The 19,119-nt window shown below is 64.8% G+C and carries 20 protein-coding genes, 1 tRNA gene and 1 pseudogene; 16 read left to right on the forward strand and 6 right to left on the reverse strand.

What is annotated here, in order from left to right:
* Positions 1-181: 181 nt before the first annotated feature.
* The 10 genes from AC07U4_RS00825 to AC07U4_RS00870 all read left to right on the forward strand — a co-directional run bounded on the left by AC07U4_RS00825 (position 182) and on the right by AC07U4_RS00870 (position 8,112).
* Positions 182-2,260, forward strand: coding sequence for a beta-glucosidase family protein (locus AC07U4_RS00825; RefSeq protein WP_495194097.1), 2,079 nt, complete (start codon positions 182-184; stop codon positions 2,258-2,260).
* A 24-nt stretch (positions 2,261-2,284) separates the two neighbouring features.
* Complete coding sequence (locus AC07U4_RS00830) at positions 2,285-3,199, forward strand: alpha/beta hydrolase (protein WP_495194098.1); 915 nt, start codon at positions 2,285-2,287, stop codon at positions 3,197-3,199.
* 55 nt (positions 3,200-3,254) lie between these two features.
* Complete coding sequence (locus tag AC07U4_RS00835) at positions 3,255-3,638, forward strand: hypothetical protein (RefSeq protein ID WP_495194099.1); 384 nt, start codon at positions 3,255-3,257, stop codon at positions 3,636-3,638.
* A 276-nt stretch (positions 3,639-3,914) separates the two neighbouring features.
* Positions 3,915-4,217, forward strand: coding sequence for a transposase (locus tag AC07U4_RS00840; RefSeq protein WP_495194100.1), 303 nt, complete (start codon positions 3,915-3,917; stop codon positions 4,215-4,217).
* Positions 4,178-4,564 (forward strand): IS5 family transposase, encoded by a 387-nt coding sequence (locus AC07U4_RS00845; protein WP_495194988.1) that lies wholly within the window; start codon positions 4,178-4,180, stop codon positions 4,562-4,564. The genes AC07U4_RS00840 and AC07U4_RS00845 overlap by 40 nt, the downstream gene beginning before the upstream one ends.
* 502 nt (positions 4,565-5,066) lie before the next feature.
* The gene (locus tag AC07U4_RS00850; RefSeq protein ID WP_495194101.1) at positions 5,067-5,615 is read left to right on the forward strand and encodes a DUF2188 domain-containing protein; all 549 of its coding nucleotides are present in this window, start codon (positions 5,067-5,069) and stop codon (positions 5,613-5,615) included.
* Positions 5,616-5,946: 331 nt separating this feature from the next.
* The gene (locus AC07U4_RS00855; RefSeq protein ID WP_495194102.1) at positions 5,947-6,915 is read left to right on the forward strand and encodes a magnesium and cobalt transport protein CorA; all 969 of its coding nucleotides are present in this window, start codon (positions 5,947-5,949) and stop codon (positions 6,913-6,915) included.
* Positions 6,916-7,060: 145 nt separating this feature from the next.
* A complete protein-coding gene (locus AC07U4_RS00860) occupies positions 7,061-7,324 on the forward strand; it encodes a hypothetical protein (RefSeq protein ID WP_495194103.1) in 264 nt (87 codons plus the stop codon).
* A gap of 12 nt (positions 7,325-7,336) precedes the next feature.
* Positions 7,337-7,852, forward strand: coding sequence for an SAM-dependent methyltransferase (locus AC07U4_RS00865; RefSeq protein WP_495194104.1), 516 nt, complete (start codon positions 7,337-7,339; stop codon positions 7,850-7,852).
* Positions 7,849-8,112: a hypothetical protein gene (locus AC07U4_RS00870; protein WP_495194105.1), complete on the forward strand. Its 264-nt coding sequence runs from the start codon at positions 7,849-7,851 to the stop codon at positions 8,110-8,112. The genes AC07U4_RS00865 and AC07U4_RS00870 overlap by 4 nt, the downstream gene beginning before the upstream one ends.
* 262 nt (positions 8,113-8,374) lie before the next feature.
* Here AC07U4_RS00870 and AC07U4_RS00875 read toward each other — a convergent pair whose 3' ends face one another.
* Positions 8,375-9,079 carry a hypothetical protein gene (locus tag AC07U4_RS00875; RefSeq protein WP_495194106.1) on the reverse strand — a complete coding sequence of 235 codons (705 nt, stop codon included), beginning with the start codon at positions 9,077-9,079 and terminating at the stop codon, positions 8,375-8,377.
* The gene (locus AC07U4_RS00880) at positions 9,076-10,281 is read right to left on the reverse strand and encodes a glycosyltransferase family 4 protein (RefSeq protein ID WP_495194107.1); all 1,206 of its coding nucleotides are present in this window, start codon (positions 10,279-10,281) and stop codon (positions 9,076-9,078) included. Before AC07U4_RS00880 ends, AC07U4_RS00875 begins: the two co-directional genes overlap by 4 nt.
* A 152-nt stretch (positions 10,282-10,433) precedes the next feature.
* Here AC07U4_RS00880 and AC07U4_RS00885 point away from each other — a divergent pair, with 152 nt between their 5' ends.
* The gene (locus AC07U4_RS00885) at positions 10,434-11,108 is read left to right on the forward strand and encodes a response regulator (protein WP_495194108.1); all 675 of its coding nucleotides are present in this window, start codon (positions 10,434-10,436) and stop codon (positions 11,106-11,108) included.
* Positions 11,105-12,454 (forward strand): sensor histidine kinase, encoded by a 1,350-nt coding sequence (locus AC07U4_RS00890; RefSeq protein ID WP_495194109.1) that lies wholly within the window; start codon positions 11,105-11,107, stop codon positions 12,452-12,454. The genes AC07U4_RS00885 and AC07U4_RS00890 overlap by 4 nt, the downstream gene beginning before the upstream one ends.
* A gap of 39 nt (positions 12,455-12,493) precedes the next feature.
* Here the strand turns inward: AC07U4_RS00890 and AC07U4_RS00895 are convergent, their stop codons facing one another.
* Positions 12,494-12,997 carry a homogentisate 1,2-dioxygenase gene (locus tag AC07U4_RS00895; RefSeq protein WP_495194110.1) on the reverse strand — a complete coding sequence of 168 codons (504 nt, stop codon included), beginning with the start codon at positions 12,995-12,997 and terminating at the stop codon, positions 12,494-12,496.
* A gap of 161 nt (positions 12,998-13,158) precedes the next feature.
* Here AC07U4_RS00895 and AC07U4_RS00900 point away from each other — a divergent pair.
* A pseudogene (locus AC07U4_RS00900) lies at positions 13,159-13,290 on the forward strand (helix-turn-helix transcriptional regulator); the annotation flags it as partial.
* Positions 13,291-13,294: 4 nt separating this feature from the next.
* A complete protein-coding gene (locus AC07U4_RS00905; RefSeq protein WP_495194111.1) occupies positions 13,295-14,215 on the forward strand; it encodes an alpha/beta fold hydrolase in 921 nt (306 codons plus the stop codon).
* Positions 14,216-14,561: 346 nt separating this feature from the next.
* On the opposite strand, the gene AC07U4_RS00910 is transcribed toward AC07U4_RS00905, so the two are convergent.
* The gene (locus AC07U4_RS00910) at positions 14,562-15,668 is read right to left on the reverse strand and encodes a helix-turn-helix transcriptional regulator (protein WP_495194112.1); all 1,107 of its coding nucleotides are present in this window, start codon (positions 15,666-15,668) and stop codon (positions 14,562-14,564) included.
* 356 nt (positions 15,669-16,024) lie between these two features.
* On the opposite strand from AC07U4_RS00910, the gene AC07U4_RS00915 reads away from it, so the two are divergent.
* Entirely contained in the window at positions 16,025-17,134 is a 1,110-nt protein-coding gene (locus tag AC07U4_RS00915; protein ID WP_495194113.1) for an alkene reductase, read from the forward strand.
* A 106-nt stretch (positions 17,135-17,240) separates the two neighbouring features.
* On the opposite strand, the gene AC07U4_RS00920 is transcribed toward AC07U4_RS00915, so the two are convergent.
* Positions 17,241-17,933, reverse strand: a complete 693-nt coding sequence (locus tag AC07U4_RS00920; protein WP_495194114.1) for a hypothetical protein — start codon at positions 17,931-17,933, stop codon at positions 17,241-17,243.
* 97 nt (positions 17,934-18,030) lie between these two features.
* Positions 18,031-18,107 (reverse strand) — tRNA-Pro (locus tag AC07U4_RS00925).
* 315 nt (positions 18,108-18,422) lie between these two features.
* On the opposite strand from AC07U4_RS00925, the gene AC07U4_RS00930 reads away from it, so the two are divergent.
* Positions 18,423-19,049: a hypothetical protein gene (locus AC07U4_RS00930; RefSeq protein ID WP_495194115.1), complete on the forward strand. Its 627-nt coding sequence runs from the start codon at positions 18,423-18,425 to the stop codon at positions 19,047-19,049.
* The last annotated feature ends 70 nt before the right edge of the window (positions 19,050-19,119 follow it).

Genomic DNA, 19,119 nt, shown 5'->3' on the forward strand with positions numbered 1-19,119 from the left:
TCAAGCGCGTATGCAAGTTACCGCGCGATCGGGAGTAAGCATGATGACATTTCGGTACACCCGCGCAGTGGCGCTTGCCGTCCTGCTGGGCTCCGCCGGATCGGCAGGCGCGCAAACCGCCCGGTCCCCGCAAACCAGCGAAGCGAACGCCGATCGACGTGCAGCCGAAACCGAACGACGCATGCAGCCCGATGAACGGACGGTGCTGACCCGCGGCCTGTGGGCAATCCCGCTGATCCCGAACGTGACGATACCAGCCGAGGCAGTGCTGGGCGCGGGCTATGTCACCGGCATCCCGCGGCTCGACGTGCCGGCACTGGTTGAAACCGATGCGAGCCTGGGCGTGTCGTACATCGCGGGACTGCGCAAGGACGGCGCGACGGCATTGCCGTCGGCGACGGCGATGGGGTCTACGTGGAACCCCGGTCTGATCCGTCGTGGCGGCGCGATGATCGCGGGCGAGGCGCGTGCGAAGGGCTTCAACGTTCTGCTGGGCGGCGGGATTAACCTGATGCGCGATCCGCGCAACGGGCGGACGTTCGAATATTTCGGTGAGGATCCGCTGCATTCCGGCGTGCTGGGCGGCGCAGCGATTGCCGGCGTGCAGTCGCAGCACGTCCTTTCCACGGTCAAGCATTTCGCCCTCAACGCGCAGGAGACCGGGCGGCATGCGGTGGACGGCAGGATCGCCGACGATGCCTTTCGCATGAGCGACCTGCTCGCCTTCGAGATCGCGATTGACCAGGGTAAGCCCGGAGCGGTCATGTGCGCCTACAACCGCGTTGAGGGCGCGCCGGCGTGCGGCAGCGACTATCTGCTCAACCGCGTGCTGAAGCGGGATTGGCGCTATCCTGGCTTCGTGATGTCGGACTGGGGCGCCGTCGGCGCCACCGATTTCGCGCTCGCCGGGCTCGACCAGCAATCGGGTGCGCAAATCGACAAGCAGGTGTTCTTCGGCGCGCCGCTGGCGGCGGCCGCGGCGCGCGATCCCGCCTACGCCGGTCGCGTCGCCGACATGAACAGGCGCATCCTGCGCTCGATTTATGCGATCGGCCTGGATGCCAACCCGCCGGTGAAGGCGCCGATCGATTTTGCCGCAAACGCCGCGATCGCCCGTGCGGTCGAGGACGAGGGCATCGTGCTGCTGCGCAACCGGAACGCGCTGTTGCCGCTGTCGAAGGACGTGGGCTCGATCGTGGTGATCGGTGGCTATGCCGATGCCGGCGTTCTGTCAGGCGGCGGATCGACGCAGGTCCAGCCCGTCGGAGGGCCGGCGGTATCATTGCCGATGGGCGGCGAAGGCCCCCTCGCCAAATACAACAACCAGACCTTTCACGGCACCGCGCCGCTCGCGGCGATCCGTGCGCTGGCGCCCAAGGCGAAGGTGACGTTCGTCGATGGGCGTTATCCTGCTGAGGCCGCCGCGGCCGCGCGCCGCGCCGACGTCGCCATCGTCTTCGCAACGCAGTGGATGAGCGAGGGTGCCGACGTGCCCGATCTGTCGCTGCCTGGGGGGCAGGACACGACGATCGCCGCGGTCGCCGCTGCCAATCCCAAGACGATCGTCGTGCTGGAAACCGGCGGCCCGGTGTTGATGCCTTGGCTCGAGCGGACGGGGGCAGTGCTCGAGGCGTGGTATGGCGGCGCGAAGGGCGGCGATGCGATCGCGGCGACGCTGTTCGGCGACGTGAACCCGTCGGGTCGGTTGCCGGTAACGTTCCCGGCCTCGATCGAGCAGCTGCCGCGGCCGGCGCTACCTTATGCGGGGATGATCGACCGCGATTTTGCCGCCGGGTTAGCGGCGGGCAAGAGCTATCCGATCGATTACAACATCGAGGGCGCGGACGTCGGCTATCGCTGGTTCGCACGCAAGGGGGCGGTGCCGCTGTTCCCGTTCGGGTTTGGCCTCGGCTATACGACCTTCGAGCACGGCGCGGTAAAGATCGTCGGTGGTGCGAACCCCCGAGCGACCGCGACGATCCGCAATACGGGGATGCGCGCAGGCAGCGACGTGGCCCAGCTCTACCTCGTTTCCACGCCCGCCGGACGTACGCTGCGCCTTGCCGGGTTTGCCAAGGTGGCTGTCGGGTCAGGCGCGATCGCAACTGCAACCATCCCCATCGAACTGCGCCTGCTCGCCGATAGTAAGGGCGGCCGCTGGAGTATGGCCGCGGGAACCTATCGCTTCGCGCTTGGCCGGTCCGCCACGGATCTCGGCCCTGCCGTCACCGTGACCCTTCCAGCGCGGCAGTGGCGCTAACCCTCTTTAGCAAAGGATTATCCGATGTTGTGTAACCGCATCGTCAGCGCTTTGGTCGCGCTCGTTTGTCCGATGTCCGCCTCTGCGCAGGGCATTCCGGTCGCGCCGATGGCGACACCGGCGCAGTCCGGCGCTATTCCGCTCGGCACCGGCGGGGTGCCCGGCATGCCGGCGGAAAGCTGGTTCACGCTCGCCGGCCGTCCGACCGTGCGCAACGTGTCGACCGCGACGCTGCTGCCCGTTCTGCCCGCCAAGGACAAGGCGACGGGCGCCGCGGTCGTTATCGCGCCTGGTGGCGGCTTCGTGATGGAGTCGATGGAAGCGGAAGCGATGAAGCCCGCGCGCTGGTTCGCGGATCACGGTATTGCCGCTTTCGTCCTCAAATATCGGCTGGATCCCACGCCCGCGGCGATGGAGGCGTTCAAGCAGGCGGCACTCGCCCGTTTCGCGGCCGCCGCTATGGCGGGCGCGAAAGGGGGGGCGGACATCCCCGCGCCCGCGCCGGCACTCGCCGATGCACAGGCGGCGATGCGACTGGTGCGAACCCGCGCCGCGCAATGGGGCATCGACCCCAAGCGCGTCGCGTATGTTGGCTTTTCGGCGGGAGCGATCATGGGCGTGGATCTGGTAAGGGCCGCTGCCCCCGGGACGGCTCCGGACCTGTTCGCCGTCGTCTATCCCTCCATGGCGCCGACCACCGTATCCCCGAACGCACCGCCGCTGTTCGTTGCGGTGGCGAGCGACGACGAGCTTTTCGGCAAGCAGGGTTACGGCCTGCCCGACAGCTGGCGCCGTGCCGGACGCCCGGTCGAGTTGCACGTCTACGAACATGGCGGCCACGGCTTCGGCTTCGACGGCAAGGCCGGCACGACCAGCGTCGGCTGGAACCAGGCGCTGCTCGGCTGGCTCGGCGCGCACGGCTGGCTCACGAAACAATAGGAACGGCCCGGAGAGGCTGGCTGAGAGGATAACTCCCTGACAAGGAGACGGGACAATGCGTTGGTCATTGATAGGTGCGTTGATTGCGGTGGCCATGATCCAGCCGGTCACAGCGGCGACGTACCAGCCGAACGGGCCGATTGAGCGGCGCTACGCCGCGGATGGTCCATGGGCGACGACAACCACCGTGTCGAACAGTGCGTGCGACCGTGAGGGCAACGTCTGCGACATCTGGTATCCATCAACTCTAGGCGGCGTGGACAAATTGGCGGCTAAAGCCGCACTTTCCATGTGTGTTTGGATGCTTGATAATTTGTCGCCGCCATATCCATACGGAGAAGGCGAGCATCAGCCCTCCAGCAATCAAACCGGTAACCCAATCTGCATTTCTACCGCGGAGATATGCTACGAGGATGCTCGCCCCTGCCAGGACAGATAGCGCGAGCCAGTCTCGTTGGTTCAGCTTCCTCATACAGCGCAGCCTACTGCGAAATGGCAAGGCACACCATAATCAGCCTCCGTTTCATAGATGATTGACGTCGTGCCCACTGGCTGACTCAAAGCTATCTTTTGGAGTCAGGCTTGAGCCGGGGCGATCTTACCGACGCGGAATGGCGCATTCTAAAGGACTTGCTGCCGATCAAGCGCAGGAATCGGGGTCGAGGCAGGCCCCCCGGAACAGAACCGTTCGATCATCAACGGCATACTCTGGCGGTTGGGATGTGGTGCGCCGTGGCGCGACGTGCCGGCAAAATACGGAAGCTGGAACACCATCTATCGCCGCTTCCGGCGATGGAGCGAAGCCGGGGTCTGGGAGATCGTGGCATCGACGTTGGCCGAGATAATGTCGGACACCGGCCACTACAGCATCGACAGCACCATAGTACGCGCCCAGGTTTCGGCAGCGGGCTGGAAAGGGGGGCTCATCGACGCGCTCTTGGCCGCTCGCGGGGCGGGTTCACCAGTTAGCTTCACTGCCTGGCTGATGCCCTCAGGCGACCAATGGCCTTCCATCTGACGGGCGGCGAGGCGGCCGACTGCAAGGCGTATGATGTCCTGATCGACCTAACTGAGCGCACGCCTGATGCCTTGCTTGCCGACAAGGGCTATGATGCCGACGCGATCCGTGCCGACCCTGCGAAACGCAGTATCGCTCCTGTCATCCCCGGTCGCTCAAACCGCCGGGTGCAGATCGAGTATCACCGGAACCTCTACAAGCAGCGCAACCGCATTGAGCGCATGGTCGGCCACCTCAAGATCAATCGCGCCATCGCCACACGCTACTACCAACTGGCCAGCAGCTTCCTCGGCATGGTCCAACTCGCCACCGCCAGATACTGGCCCAAATTTGTCCAGGCTGTCTAGCTGCGTAAAATGCCCAAAGAATGCGCTTACTGTCTGATACGGGATTGGCCGCATCCACACTGCTCCTCTATCGATAAGCGCCGTCCTCTGTCATCGAACGAATGTTTGGAAGCGAACCAGGTGGTTCGCTCCCAATCGTAGACAAACGCCAACGTGGCCGTGCATGCCTTTGCAACTCAGACATGAACGAATGGCAGAAATACGGAGGCGTGCAGCGTACGCGGAACGACCGCTTCTGGGTCTGAACGGCTATGGCCTGCCGAATACCGCTATCATCGATGCCTGCCGTCGATCTATGCGCCAATGAGGTCGGTGGATGCCGTAAATGTGCAAGAATATTTCGGAATGCTATCGACGGCCGGCCGGGTACGTCGTGCTGAATGGCCGCTCGAAGCGCAAGCGAGACAGCAATTGCTATGCCGGCACTATGAAGAAATTTAAAATCACTCTCGAGATGCTACGTCGCGCGCGATAGCTGAACTGCCACAACAAGGATTGTGGCATGCCTGCTCCACATAGTCAGCAACCCGTCGATCTTGGTCTCCGTGCTGTCGGCGCACTTCTCTGTTGCATCGCCTACGTTGCGATCGCGCATCTCACAGCCATGCACATCCGGCCTCGATCGGCAGGAGCGCTCGCCTACGGCCTGGCCACGGCCGGCTTTTTGGGTGCGAGTGCGGGCAGCGCCATGACCGTTCTCGGTCGTCATCTCTTCGATGCAATCGAGGTGAGCCAGCGGTGGCAGCACCGGCCTCAAGCCATAACGCAATCGTATCTTCAACCGGAGTTTGCAACTGCGATGGACAGGTCGGATGTCGAGATGCTGGTCGTCGATATGGATGCCGACGGCGACTGGACGGTGCGAGGCGGCGATAGGCGGCTGGTCGGACGTTTTCCCACAAGACAAGCGGCCCAGCATTACGCGCGCGACCAGCCGCGGCAGCGTCAGGCCATTTCGATCGCGTCGTCATCGGCCCATCCTCGCCGGCTTGAGGGGCGTCTCAGCCTGCCAAGCGTGCAGCGGTCCAACAGATATGCCGGCAATGCGTGACATGGGCCACCGCCTCTGCGGTCTCGCCACGTTCGTGTTGGGGTGTCTCGGATTGCTGCTCGTCATCCACGGCAGGGCGCTGTCCAGGCGTGGAGATCGGTCAGCGGGTTTAGCAGGACGCGCGCCATATCCCAGCTTCCGCTCGAGACTGATAGCGCCGATCACACCAGCCGGGCGCGCCTACGATACGCGATATGGTGCCTTGGCGATGAAGACGCGGCACGCGGCGGCTTCACGGCAGGCATCGGCCGGCCGGCACGCCAGCGAAGGGACGGGTTGCCCGCGACATCAAAGCGCTGTCACCATCCGGCCGCGGCGTTAAACGACATCAATGCCTGTCATTGCTGCCTATCTATACCGGCATGGCCGCCGGGTACGCGAGATCGCCATCGACGAGCGCGTCGACTGCCCAATCGATCGGTCTGAGTTCGTCTGGATCGGGCTGACCGATCCGTGCGCGCAGGAGGTGGATCATCTCCGGCAGCTCTACGGTCTCCATCCTCTTGCGGTGGAGGATTCGCTGAAGGACGGGCAGCTGCCCAAGGTCGACGTCTACGGCGACCAGCTCTTCGCCATCGGCCGCACGGCCTATCTCAACGGCGGACATATCGTCTATGGCCAGACCGCCGTCTTTTTGGGGCATAGCCACATCATCACCGTGCGGCAGGGCTCGGTCCGCTCGCACAAGCCGCTGCGAGCACATCTGGAAGCATCGCCCGATCTGCTCGGCCAGGGCTGCGATTACGTTCTGCACGCGATCCTCGATTTCATCGTCGACGGCTATCTGCCGTTGGTGACGGCGCTCGAAGACGAGGTCGCCGCGATGGAGCAGCGGATGCTCGACACGTTCCTCGACCGCGCCGAGATCGCGCGCATTTTCGCGCTGCGGCGCGAGCTGATGCGCTTCGACCGTATCCTGGTGCCGATGGAGGAGGTCGCCCGCAAGCTCGCCAAGAACGACCTGCCGTGCATCGATGAGGAAGCGCGCCATTATTTCCGCGATGTGCTTGACCATGTCCGCCGGGTCGAAGCGATGGCCAGCGGCTTGCGCGAAGTCCTGACGTCGGTGTTCGAGTTCAGCAACCTGATCGAGCAACAGCGCACCGGCACGATTACGCGCCAGCTCGCCGCGTGGGCGGCAATTCTCGCGGTGCCGACCGCCATCGCCGGCATCTATGGCATGAACTTCGAGCATATGCCTGAACTGCATAGTCCCTACGGTTATCCGGTGACGTTGGGCGTCATTCTGACCGTCTGCGTGTCCCTATACTGGCAATTCAGGAAGGCACGCTGGCTCTAGCCGACGGCTGGAATGCGACGAACCGTTTGCAATGCTATGCGCGCGCTATGCCGTCTCCGCAAATCGACCTCGAATGGCTATGCGCGGCTGCGTAGCTATGCCGGGCGGGCGCAGGACGCCCGATCATAGAGGCAATCGAGGCGACATGTCGTCTGAACCCATTACGGAGCCCGACGAACGCGGGCTCGTCATCTACGTCGGTCAAGATGTGGCGGGTCACTGGCTGGTGCAGGACAATTGCAGGAAGCTGGAGGGCCGTTTCGTCTCCCGGAGTACGGCGCTGAGTTTCGCACATGCCGAACGCGACATCTATCATGCACGCCTTGAGCTGCGCGCGCTGCCCATGGTGCCGCTCATCCCCTTCGGTCCCGTCGCGGCCGAAGAGCATATGCTCCTTCGCGCCGCCTGACAGGATCCGATCATGACACACGAGATGACGGTCGGCACCATGCCGACGTGTTTCCGCGCGTATCGTCGCGCCTCCCAGGCACCCGGCTGCCGAACCGTTTGCGCCGACCGACGTTGGCCGCAGATCGCTGCAGCCCTCGGAGAACTGCGGGAGCGCGGCCGCCATGCGGTGCGTATCGTCGATGCCCAGTGCGCCTGCGGTACGCTTCTTATCGTGGCGGCGCGCCACGCTCACGCAATGGGCTTCACGGGCATCGAGGCGCGTGGGATCGACCACTCGCCGGCTCGCATCGGGCGGGCGCGGGCGGCGGCCAACCGTCTGTGTGATCCGGCGATAGGCTTTCGCTTCGAGGTCGCCGATACGGTGGAGGCGCTCGCCGAAGAGGCCGACTTCCCGGCGGACATCGTTTTATGGCACGACCAATCATCAGGCGGTTTGCAAGCCGGCATCCGCGAGGCGGTGACTGCTGCAGGCGACCTCATCATCGGTGATCCGGCGCCTGGTACGTTCGTGAAGGCGGCGGCATGACCCGTCGCGACCTGCAATGGAAGGCGGTTGGCTTCGTCCTGACGACAGGTTCCTGTACGATGTCGCTCGCGCTCGACGGTTCGCCGCTCATGATTGGCTTCTTCTTCCTGGCCTTCGTCGGCTTGCCGCTGATGATCCACGGCAAGCGGGTGGGCCAGGCACTCCGTGCCGAACGAGGTGGGCATTATCACACCGCCGACGTGCTGCACGCCGCCCGACTTCGCCGACGCCTCAAGCGTGACGGCGATTCCGACTTATGATCCTCGCGGAGCAGATCGCCGTCGTTGCGCAGGAAATCAGCATCGTCCGCCGGATACAGTTCGAGCTTCAACCGCCCTTTGGCGCCATGGAGGCCCTCGACCCGGACCGTGACGAACGGCCCCGCGCCGGCGACGCAACGGCCATCGCCCGGCAGCGCTGCCGAGGCAGGTTGAACCGCGCAACCCGTGCCGATGAGCGCCGCAAGACGACAGAGCGTCATCGCAAGCCGGGCCGGTCGGGCGGCATAGCCGGCAGGCATGCTCATAGCTGGTGCACCATCCGAAGCCCGGCGCGGGGCCGCCACGCGCTGTCCTCGTCGCGTGCCGCCCCGAGGCCGAACTGCAGCTGAATCCGCCGGCTCAGGCCCTGTTGCAGCTGCGGCATCACCAGCGTCGAACGCGCGCGGCCGATCCTCAGGTTGACCTCGACCCCCGCGGTACTCGCGGCGGCGATATCGTAGAAACTGGTATGGTTGATCAGCAACGCGCGGGTCTCGGCGCCTGCCGCGCCGACATCGCCGATGCCGACCATCGTCAGCGTGCTGGTCCTGCGTCCGAACCGATTGCCGACCACGTACAGCACCGAACTCTGGAAGCGACGATGCTCGCGGTTCCACAGGCCGAGATATTGGACGCCGTGGATGCCGCGGCCCCGATTGAACTGGCCGAACGTCCCTTGCAGGCCGAGCTTATAGTCGGTGACGCGGCGATCCTCGAACGGCAGCTCGAGCTCGATCGCCATATTATCGGCAAAGGCATATTCGATTTCGGGCGCCCATTCGACCGTCCGATGCGGACCGGACAGGCTGCGCTGCGCCAAGGCGTTGACCTCCAGTTCGCCGCGCCGGGCGCCGAGCGGGCGAACGAGGTCGAAGACCATCGGCTCGGCGATCACCGGCGCGTCCTGTGCTTCGGCATCGGCGGGGAAAGCCGCGAGCAGCAGGAGACCGAACCACAGCCGGGTCATCGCGTCGCCCCGCGCGCAAGCAATTCGGTATAGGCGTCCCATACCATGGCGGAGGCGCGATCCCAGCTATAGCCGGCGCTTGCCTCGCGCGCCCGCCGGCCGATCGCTCGGCGCCGCTCGGGAAACATGACGAGACGGGCGAGCGCTTCGGTCGCGGCATCGAGATCGCCCGCCGGATAAAGGAGACCGCCGCCGTGATCGAGCAAGGCCGCGGCGCTCGGCGCATCGACGCTGACGGTCGGTAGGCCGCTCGCCATGGCTTCCAGCGTGACGTTGCCGAACGCCTCGGTGACGCTTGGATTGAAGAAGATATCGGCGCTGGCGACAGCGCGGCCGAGCGCGGCGCCGTCAAGATGGCCGGTCAGTCGCGCGGCCGGCAGCCGCTGCCGCAGCCATTCGCGCTCCGGTCCATCGCCGATGACGAGCGGTTTGACCGCGACGCCGGCACCGGCCAGCCGGTCGATGACCTCGACATAGTCCGCCAGCCCCTTTTCCCGGACGAGGCGGCCGAAGAACAGGACGGCACAGTCGTCGCCGGTGATATCGTTGACGCGCCGCCACGATAGGTCACGGCGGGCGGGATCGAACTGATGACGGTCGACGCCGCGGCTCCACAGTCGCGCCACCTCGCCGAGACCTTCGGCGGCGAATTCGTCAAGGATCGGGTAGGTCGGCACAAGAACACAGTCGCACTTGCGATAGAAGCGCCGGAGATGGCGTTCGATCGCCGGACGGACGAGGCCTGCACCATAAAATCGGGCGTAGGTTTCGAACCGGGTGTGCAGGCTGGCGACGAGTGGCACGTGCAGTGCGCGCGCGAGGCGCTGCGCGGCGAGCCCTGTCCAGTCGGGCGCCGAAACGTGGATCAGGTCCGGTTTGAAGCTGTGGATGTCGTTCCGCAGCCGGGAGGACAGGCCAAGGCCGAGGCGATAGTCGCCGCGTCCGGGAAGACGGATCGATGGCACGGAGACCAGTGTGCCGCTAGGCGCGAAGGCGGGATCGGGGACGGTGGGTGAATAGACGCGAACCTGTGCGCCTCGCTGTTCGAGGTCGTCGACAAGCCGGTTGAGCGCGCGATTGGCGCCGTCGCGGACATAATTGTAATTGCCCGAGAACAGCGCGATGCGGATGGCGGGCCGGGTCTGCGCGCCGGGCATTGGATCAAGCGGAATCGGACGCGCGCGGGGGGCGGCGATCGCCATTGTCGAAAACTCCATCTCGAAAGCGAAGGATCGGCCGTCGCCGCAGCGATGGCGGCGCGGGTGCTGGAGATCGGCTAAATCCGCTGGATTACGTGAACCTTACGTCGCGCCGACGAAGACAGGGCGGGGCAACTGGGCTAGCCGGAGCAACGATGCGCTTGTTGATCATCGAAGACAGTGCCGATCTGGTGCGGATGCTGCGCCGCGTGTTTGAAGGCGCGGGGCTCGCACTCGATCATGCCGGCACCGCGGAGGACGGCCTGCTGATGCTCGATGTCGGTCATTATGCCGCGGTCATCCTCGACATCGGTCTGCCCGATCGCGACGGGCGCGAGGTGGCGCGGGCGATGCGGATGCGCGACGATCCGACCCCGGTCCTCCTGCTGACCGCACGCGGCAGCGTCGCCGACCGCGTGTCCGGCTTCGATGCCGGTGGCGATGACTATCTCGTCAAGCCGTTCGCGCCGGAGGAACTGGTCGCACGCGTCCAGGCGCTGCTGCGGCGGAGCGGGATGGTCGCGCATCGCGAGATCGTCTGCGGCAATATCGTTTTCGACCCGGCATCACGCGACGTCCGCATCGCCGGCGTCGTGACGGTGCTGTCGGCGCGCGAGCTCAGCGTACTGGAAGCGCTCATTCACCGCCACGACCGCGTCGTCGCCAAGAGCCAGCTCGAAGCGCAATTGTTCGGCATGGGCGACGAACTCGGCTCGAACGCGCTTGAGGTGTATGTCCACCGCCTGCGCCGCCGATTGGCCGAGGCGGCGGCGAGCGCGCAGATCGTCACGGTCCGCGGAGTTGGCTATATGCTGGTCGCATCGGCGTGAGGATCGTCGGCCCCCGCTCGCTGCTGTCGCGCATCCTGTTGTGGCACGGGGTGGCGGTGATCGTCACCGCGCTCGCCGTATCGCTCGGCGTCTACCTGTTTCTCGAAGCCACCGCGGACCATCTCGAACGGCAGACGTTGCGCTCCCAGGCGCTGGCGGTGCAGCGCGCGCTCGTTATCGACGGCACCGGCAGGCCGGGCATCGCGATACCGCGCGATGCGATCGCGCCCGGCACGGCGGCGGGGATGGGCTATGTCGTGGTCGATCGTAGCGGCCGCGCGCTGCTGGCCTCGTCCCCCGCGCCGCCGATCATGTTCCGCCACATACCGCGCGAGGCGGAGGCCGCCTATTTCTCCCGTCGCTCGCGTCACAGCGTCTATTCGGGGTTGAGCGTACCGGTCGTCGTGAGGGGGCGGTCGATGTGGCTGGTAGCGACGCAAAATCTCGACCATCCCGCCAATATCGTCGATGATATCGTGCGACAGTTCCTGTTCTATGGCGTGCTGATCGTGCTGCCGCTGCTGCTGATCCTGCTCGCGATCGACGCGCTGATCGTGCGGCAGGCACTGCGCCCGGTACGCCGCGCCTCGGCACTGGTTCGCACCATCGCGCCGACGCGGCTCGACGTGCGGCTGACCGATCCTCGCCTCCCGCTCGAGGTCCGCCCGCTCGCCGAGGCGGTCAACGTTGCGCTCGACCGCCTGACCGACAGCCTGCGGATGCAGCGCGATTTCACCGCCGACGCTGCGCATGAGCTGCGCACGCCGATCACCGTCGCGCGCGTCCGCGCCGGTGAAATCGCCGATGCGGCGCTGCGCGATGCATTGATCGGCGATCTCGACTCGCTGACACGGACCGTCGGCTATCTGCTCGATATCGCCGAGATGGACTCGGTCGATACACTGCCGCTGGAAAGGGTCGACCTGTCGCAACTCGCACGGGAGAGCATCGCCGGGATTGCACCTTTGGTTTTTCGCGGCGGCAAGTCGATCGCGTTGCACGATGCCGACGAGCCGGTCGTCATCCTCGCGCAACCGCAATTCATCGCCCGCGCCCTGGGGGCGCTGCTCGAAAATGCGGTCAAGCATACGCCTGCGGGCACGCGGATCGATGTCCGTCTTGGTCCCACCAGCCTCTCCGTCACCGACGACGGTCCCGGTATTCCGCAGGCCGAACAGGATGAAGTCTTTCGGCGATTTTGGCGACGTGATCGCAGCTCGGCGGTAGGCGCCGGACTCGGATTGGCGATCGTGCAGCGCGTCGCGGAAATCCACGGCGGGAGGGTCGTTCTGGACTCGCAGCCAGGGCAGACACGATTCACGATCCAATTCAAGAAACAGGCGTGATACGTGCGCTCAGGCCGCTTCGCGACAGTGTGACAACGCTTAGGAAAGGCGCGACACCATCAGCCGCAACGACGCCGCATCACTTCCAGCAACCTGCAACAGATACCGTCCTGGTTGCAGATCGAAGTCGACCATCTTGCGAACTGTCGAGCAGGCAGGACCATGGCCATGGGCAACCGATGTGGCCGGCGTGATCCCGCGCAGAACGTCGATCCAGGCAGCGGCCCCGAGGGCTATGCGGTAGCGACCGGCGGTCGGCACCACGAACGCAAAGATCCCGCCGTTACTAGTCGAGTCACCGGGCTTCTCCGGACGAATGGCAAAAGTAATTTTCGACATCGGCAGCAGCGTCGCGGTTATACCAGTGCCGAGCGTCAGCGCCGGTGCTGCCTCGCCACGTGCGGCCGCTTTTGCTGGCTGCGCTTGCGCCCATCCTCCCATACCTGCCGGCAACGCTGTGGGACCCCCGGTACAGGGTGTGGTCTGCATCGGCATGGCCATCGACTGTGGTGTGGCGAGCAGGAGGGCGAGAGCGAGCGGCATGGCGTCTTCTCCGTTGGGCGATGGCGATGCATACGAGCGAGCTTAGTATCTGACCAGATACGGTCTCTTCGTTCGCAAGGTTCGTCAAGCACGCTTGACGTAAAGCATGCTTGCCATGTAAAGCGTCCTTCACAGCGATTCGAAGGAGCTTCGTAATGCCTGAGGTCAGTCGGCAGAGCGTCAACGCGATCGAGACCGGGCGCTACGACCCCTCGCTCCCGCTCGCCTTCCGCATCGCCGAACTCTTCGCGTTTCCCATCGAAACCATCTTCATCAGTCCGTCGAAGGAGTAAATCCATGAACCGCATATTCGGCCTTCGCCTTGCCGCCGTCGCCTTCACGCTCGGCGTCGTCCTCCAGCCATCGCCAAGCCATGCCTCGCCCGCTGCACCCGCTCGATTGTCCGAGGTCCGGATGGACCACATCTCCATCGTAGCCACCGGCGGGGGCAGCCCGGTGATCCTGATCCCGGGGCTGTCCTCCCCACGCGCCGTATGGGACGGCGTCGTGCCGGGGCTCGCGAAGAGCCACCGCGTCTTCGTCGTCCAAGTCAACGGCTTCGGTGGCGACGCGCCGGGCGCGAACCTGACACCGGGAGTGCTCGACGGAATCGTCGCCGACCTCCACGCCTTCATCGCCAAGGAGAAGATCGCCGGCGCCGCAGTGGTCGGGCACTCGATGGGCGGGCTCGCCGCGCTGATGCTGGCCAAAGCGCATCCGACCGACGCGGGCAAGCTGATGATCGTCGATTCGCTGCCGTTCATCGGCACGCTCTACTCCCCCGCCGCGACCACCACGCTGATCGAGCCGCAGGCGCGCGCCATGCGCGAAGCGCAGGTCGCGAGCTACGGCAAGCCTGTGAACGAGGCGGCGGCGGCCGCGATCGCCGACCGGCTCGCCGCCAAGCCGGAATCGCGCGCCAAGGTTGCCGCCTGGGCCAAGGCCGCCGACCCACGTGTGTCTGGACAGGCGATGTACGAGGATCTGACCACCGACCTTCGTCCCGTCATGAAGGACATTACGGCGCCGATCACGATGGTCTATCCATGGGGCGCCGGCGGGCAGACCAAGCCTTTGGCCGAAGCAATGTACAAGGGCGCTTACGCCGATGCGCCACAGGTGACCTTCATCGACATTGGCGACGCTGCGCACTTCGTGATGCTCGACCAGCCCGCCGCGTTTCAGGCGGCGGTGACGGCGTTCGCGAACGCCAGATAGGCTGCCGACGTATACGGATCGATCATGGTCTTTCCGATGACATGCCCTACGGCGATCGACAGGGCGGGGTTCGCGACCCCGCGGGCAACATCTGGTGGGTGTCGCAGCGGACGACCGCGGACCCGTATTTCTGACTACCGCCCCCGCTTCTGGCGCGTTCGATCGATATTCGACGCTATTGCTGTCATCGCATGTGCTACGCGGGCGGTGACGGGCATCTCGCAGCCTATGATATCCGATCCTTGAGCGAACAAGCGAGGTCGAGGCCCATTTATGAGACGCGACCTCGCCCCGGATGCGTGAGCGGTCAGATCTATGAGAGCTGCCGCTGCGTAATTTCGTAGGCTTAAGGAAGAGGTGTGCCAGGTGGAGCGATAAATCCTCCGGCCATACGGCCATTCGCGTCGATAACCGCAGACATCAACACGCCACCATTGGCAAATACAAGATCGTAAACGTCATCCCCCATCTTGCCCTTGCCCCGATAGGTAATCGACTTGAGCTCCCCCATGGATTTGAACATGGGGTGTGACATCGGCATATCTCGGCGCACCAGATCACCGAATTTGGGGGCAAGCCTGTCGTAGTCCGGCGAGCCGCTTGCCAAGCCGGCGACCAAGCGTCTTAGCGCAGCCTCAGTGCCCGGTGATGGCGTCGTCGCAGAAGGAATGCGGTTGCCCGGTTGCAATATGCCGCCGGCCATTCTGCCCTCCGCATCGAGTGCGGCCGACATCAAGACCTCGCCATTGGTGAAAACGAGATTGTAGACGTCATCGTTCTTCATGCCGCGCGAGCGAAACGTTACAGATTTCAGCTCGCCGAGAGCCTGGAACATGGGGCGTGTCATGGGAAGATCTCGGCGAACAATCGCGGCGAATTCCGGCGACAGTTTCTCGTAATTCGGTGAGCCACTCGCGAGACCGGCGACAAGCTGCCGGAGCGCATCTTCAGTGCCTGGTAGCGGCGCTGCGGTTGTTGATACTGCAGACGGCGCATCGCCGGCACCGGGCTGAAGTGCCTGTTGGCCGGCATGGCCAGATGCTTGAAGCCAGACGAGAAGGGCGGCTGCCGCGACTAAGATCATAAGGATCGCTCCCGGAGTGATGTAGATGGAGTTGCGCCGCTCCCCCCTTGTGCTCGACGGGGGAGAGAAGGCCGCGGGAACCTCCTCCCCGATCGCAGTGGCTCGGGACAGGCCGGACGTCTCGGGTACCAGGCGGTTGGACTCGTCGTCCGCGGCCACCAGCCTGGCAGCCTCGAGCGAAGACGACAGGCCCAGCTTGGCACGCGCCATCTTCAGGCGCTTTTCGACAGCGTGTGGAGAAACGCCCAGATCGATCGCCATTTCCTTAGCTGTCTGATGGGTCAGACAACGCCTCAAACACTCCCGCTCGCCGTCCGTCAGGCGCCGGATTGCAGCCCGCATGTTGTCGTCTATCCCGTCTGTCTTCATGCAGCTTATGGTAACGCCTATGGGCGAAGTACCAACTCTAACATTATGGTGCCGCGCTAGCACTCTGACAGGGTACCAGTCTGTTCCGGCGGCATGCGGAGATCGCCGAAGAGGCCATGGTCGGGCCGGCCTGCGGGCGCTGATGAACTTCGGGGATTGGTGGGCGATGAACCACCGGTGAGCGACCAAACGCAGGTCACGGTGGCATAGGGGGCGATAGACGATCGCCGACGCGACAGCTGCGTCGTGTCGTGATCGAGAGAGCCATTAGTAATTTCGGCCGAATTCCGGACCGTAATGGCAGCTTGTCCGTTCAGCGCTCCTCATCTGCTACCGCTTGCTGGACATCACCGACCATGCCTGACCATTCCGCATCGCCCATATTGCAGCCCGTCCAGATCGGCGACTTGTCGCTGCGCAACCGCATCGTCATGGCGCCGCTGACGCGCAGCCGGTCCGACGACGACGGGATCCCGCCCGCTTTCGCCGCCGACTATTACGCGCAGCGTGCTGACGCCGGGATCATCATAAGCGAGGCGACCAACGTCTCGCCGCAGGCGGTCGGCTATGCGCTGACACCGGGGATCTGGAACGATGAGCAAGTCGAGGCATGGCGCCCGATCGTGCAGGCTGTCCATGATCGCGGTGGCGTGATCTTCCTTCAGTTGTGGCACACCGGGCGCATCTCCCATCCGGACTTGCAGGGTGGGGAACTGCCGGTTGCGCCGTCGGCGATCAAGCCGGTCGGCCAGGCGTTCACCAAGGACGGGATGAAGGACCACGTCACGCCACGCGCGCTCGAGACCGACGAGATTCCAGGCATCGTCGAGGACTACCGCCGCGCCGCCAGCAACGCCAAGGCGGCTGGCTTCGATGGGGTCGAGGTCCATTCGGCGAACAACTATCTGCTTGAACAGTTCGTCCGCGACAGCACCAACCAGCGCACAGACCGCTATGGCGGATCGATCGAGAACCGTCTGCGCTTCCCGCTTGAAGTCGTTGACGCGGTGATCGGCGTGTGGGGCGCGGGGCGTGTCGGCATCCGGCTGTCGCCGGCGACGACGATGCCCGGCGAGACGCCCCTCGACAGCATGGTGATGGAAACCTTCGGCACCTATGTCGATGCGCTGTCGCAGCGCGAGCTGCTCTATGTCCACGACATCGAGGGCGTAACGCAGCAGACGCGTGACGCGGACGGCGTCGATTTCGCCGCGCTGCGCAAGCGCTTCGACGGGACGTACATCGCGAACAACCAGTACACGCTTGCGCTGGCCGAGGAGGTTCTGGCGCGGGGCGATGCCGACCTGTTCAGCATGGGGCGACCGTTCATTGCCAATCCCGACCTCGTTGATCGCCTGCGCACCGGCGCGCCGCTCGCGGAGGCACCCAAGGAATATTGGTATGGCGGCGGCTCGGTCGGCTATTCCGACTGGCCGACGATGCGCGGCGAACGGGATCGCGGCTGAACCGACCCAGCTTCTGAAGCCGCTGTAGGATCGAGCCCATTCGAAGGCTCGATCGTCGGCGGGGATTTTGGAGGTTGAAGTGCGAAATCGGGGCTGCGGCGGCAGTTTACGCTTGATCGGTCGCGAAAACGGCGTTCACGCCGACCGGGCAGACGTTGACGCTGGCTTCTCGAAACCACCCTCGGCGTGAACCGGCCCATGCCGAAGACCTGCCGATCGGCGTATCCCCGATACCCCGCAAGGCGGCGCCGGCAAGTCCCGCACCGCGGCCGACGGCTATGGTCGTCGGGGCGATCCCGAAGGTAGCGACACAGCTTTCGATCTGCTGCCCGGAGACGGGGCTACCACCTTGAAGGTCGAAGACCGTATCGGCGACGGCCTTCGCCTCGCGACTGTTCCAGCCGTTGTCGATCAGGCGCTCGTGATCATCGAGCGACCATTTCGCATCGACGCCACGCTTCGACAGAAAGGTCCACGCCTCGGCATAGCGATAGTCGAGGCTGGCATGATCGATGGCGGGGCTGCTGCTGGCGACCTGATCCTGAAGAATACGCTGCAACTGCCAGCGCAGCGCGTCGCTGAACACCTTTTTGAGCTCGGGGTTCACCCCCGACGACGACTGACCGTAACCCATGCGCAATGCTTCCGTCGCAGAACCGAGATGCAAGGCAATGACCCGCGCGTCTGCGAAGCTCATTGCGCCCAACGGTAACGCCAGCGTTAACCGCACGCCCGCAACCGTCATTTTCCTCCGCCACCAATAGCGGCTGCCGCGCAGCGCCACGTTAGCAAAGCCCATTTCGCCACCCCAAGGGGTACAGCGAGGGGTAAAGTTGGGGGTACAACCGTCCCTGATCGCCGTCGTTAAGACGCGAAATCAAAGGCACGTAAGCGGATGGTCGGGGAGACAGGATTCGAACCTGCGACATCCTGCTCCCAAAGCAGGCGCGCTACCGGACTGCGCCACTCCCCGACGCGTGGCTCCCTTAGGCGCGGGGCGAGGCGGGACGCAAGCGGCAATCCGATCTTCCGGCGACGATCCCGTATCGCAGCGACCCCCCTGTTTGCCGATGGTCGTCCACCAAGCCGCGGCCGAGCGCGCCATCGAAGCATATGCAACCATTTTGGTTGATTGAGTAGAAGTTAATGGCGCGTCCGACAGACGATGATCCGTCTGCAAATGGCACGGATATAGTTCGCATACCAATGACGGCCGACTTGACGGCGTGCTGCATCCATCCTCTAATTTGTTGATCGACCGGGGAAAGTCGAATCGAGGGGAGTGATCATGAAGATGTTGATGTGCGCGCTGTCGGGCGCGCTTCTTGTTTGCGCGCCTGCGACGGCGCAGACGGCGATGCCGATCATCGCCGGCGCACCGGACGCGGCGGTTCTGCGCGCGGGAACCAGCGTGCCGCTGAAGATGGCGGAAGCGTTGACCACCAACGGCAAGAAGCTCAAGGTCGGGCAGCGCTTTCAGTTGCAGACCGCCGAGCCGGTCGCGATCAACGGCATGACCGTCATCCCGGCGGGCAGCCCGGTGACCGGCGAGGTCACCGAGGTGCGCAACAAGGGCATGTGGGGCAAGTCCGGCCGCATTAACGCTCGCGTGCTGTTCGTGCGGGCGAACGGTCGCCAGATCCGCATGTCCGGCCAGTTGGACGACAAGGGCACGACCGGAACGGTGGGCGTGGTCGGGGCGATCGCCGTCATCCCGGTCGCAGGCTTCTTCGTCACCGGTACGAGCGCCAACATTCCGCTCGGCGCGCCAGCGACTGGGTTCATCGATGAGGACGTGCCGGTCGCCTTTGCCGGTGGCGCGCCAGCGGCGATGGTAGTCGCACCAGCGGCTCCGGCCGCGGTGGTGGCGCCGATCAAGGTCTCGCCGGCGGCACCGGCGCCCGCGGGGAAATAACGCCGGGAGGGCGATCCCGCGCGTCGGGATCGCCGCCTAAGAGCGTTGCGCGACGTACCGGGTCGCTTCG

This window comes from Sphingomonas sp. GW821-FHT02B09 (assembly GCF_059421875.1).

Coding starts and splice junctions, on each gene's coding strand:
- AC07U4_RS00825 (WP_495194097.1), top strand. CDS start 182: ATGCAGCCCGATGAACGGACGGTGCTGACCCGCGGCCTGTGGGCAATC.
- AC07U4_RS00830 (WP_495194098.1), top strand. CDS start 2,285: ATGTTGTGTAACCGCATCGTCAGCGCTTTGGTCGCGCTCGTTTGTCCG.
- AC07U4_RS00835 (WP_495194099.1), top strand. CDS start 3,255: ATGCGTTGGTCATTGATAGGTGCGTTGATTGCGGTGGCCATGATCCAG.
- AC07U4_RS00850 (WP_495194101.1), top strand. CDS start 5,067: ATGCCTGCTCCACATAGTCAGCAACCCGTCGATCTTGGTCTCCGTGCT.
- AC07U4_RS00855 (WP_495194102.1), top strand. CDS start 5,947: ATGCCTGTCATTGCTGCCTATCTATACCGGCATGGCCGCCGGGTACGC.
- AC07U4_RS00860 (WP_495194103.1), top strand. CDS start 7,061: ATGTCGTCTGAACCCATTACGGAGCCCGACGAACGCGGGCTCGTCATC.
- AC07U4_RS00865 (WP_495194104.1), top strand. CDS start 7,337: ATGACACACGAGATGACGGTCGGCACCATGCCGACGTGTTTCCGCGCG.
- AC07U4_RS00870 (WP_495194105.1), top strand. CDS start 7,849: ATGACCCGTCGCGACCTGCAATGGAAGGCGGTTGGCTTCGTCCTGACG.
- AC07U4_RS00875 (WP_495194106.1), bottom strand. CDS start 9,079: ATGACCCGGCTGTGGTTCGGTCTCCTGCTGCTCGCGGCTTTCCCCGCC.
- AC07U4_RS00880 (WP_495194107.1), bottom strand. CDS start 10,281: ATGGCGATCGCCGCCCCCCGCGCGCGTCCGATTCCGCTTGATCCAATG.
- AC07U4_RS00885 (WP_495194108.1), top strand. CDS start 10,434: ATGCGCTTGTTGATCATCGAAGACAGTGCCGATCTGGTGCGGATGCTG.
- AC07U4_RS00895 (WP_495194110.1), bottom strand. CDS start 12,997: ATGCCGCTCGCTCTCGCCCTCCTGCTCGCCACACCACAGTCGATGGCC.
- AC07U4_RS00905 (WP_495194111.1), top strand. CDS start 13,295: ATGAACCGCATATTCGGCCTTCGCCTTGCCGCCGTCGCCTTCACGCTC.
- AC07U4_RS00910 (WP_495194112.1), bottom strand. CDS start 15,668: ATGAAGACAGACGGGATAGACGACAACATGCGGGCTGCAATCCGGCGC.
- AC07U4_RS00915 (WP_495194113.1), top strand. CDS start 16,025: ATGCCTGACCATTCCGCATCGCCCATATTGCAGCCCGTCCAGATCGGC.
- AC07U4_RS00920 (WP_495194114.1), bottom strand. CDS start 17,933: ATGGGCTTTGCTAACGTGGCGCTGCGCGGCAGCCGCTATTGGTGGCGG.
- AC07U4_RS00930 (WP_495194115.1), top strand. CDS start 18,423: ATGAAGATGTTGATGTGCGCGCTGTCGGGCGCGCTTCTTGTTTGCGCG.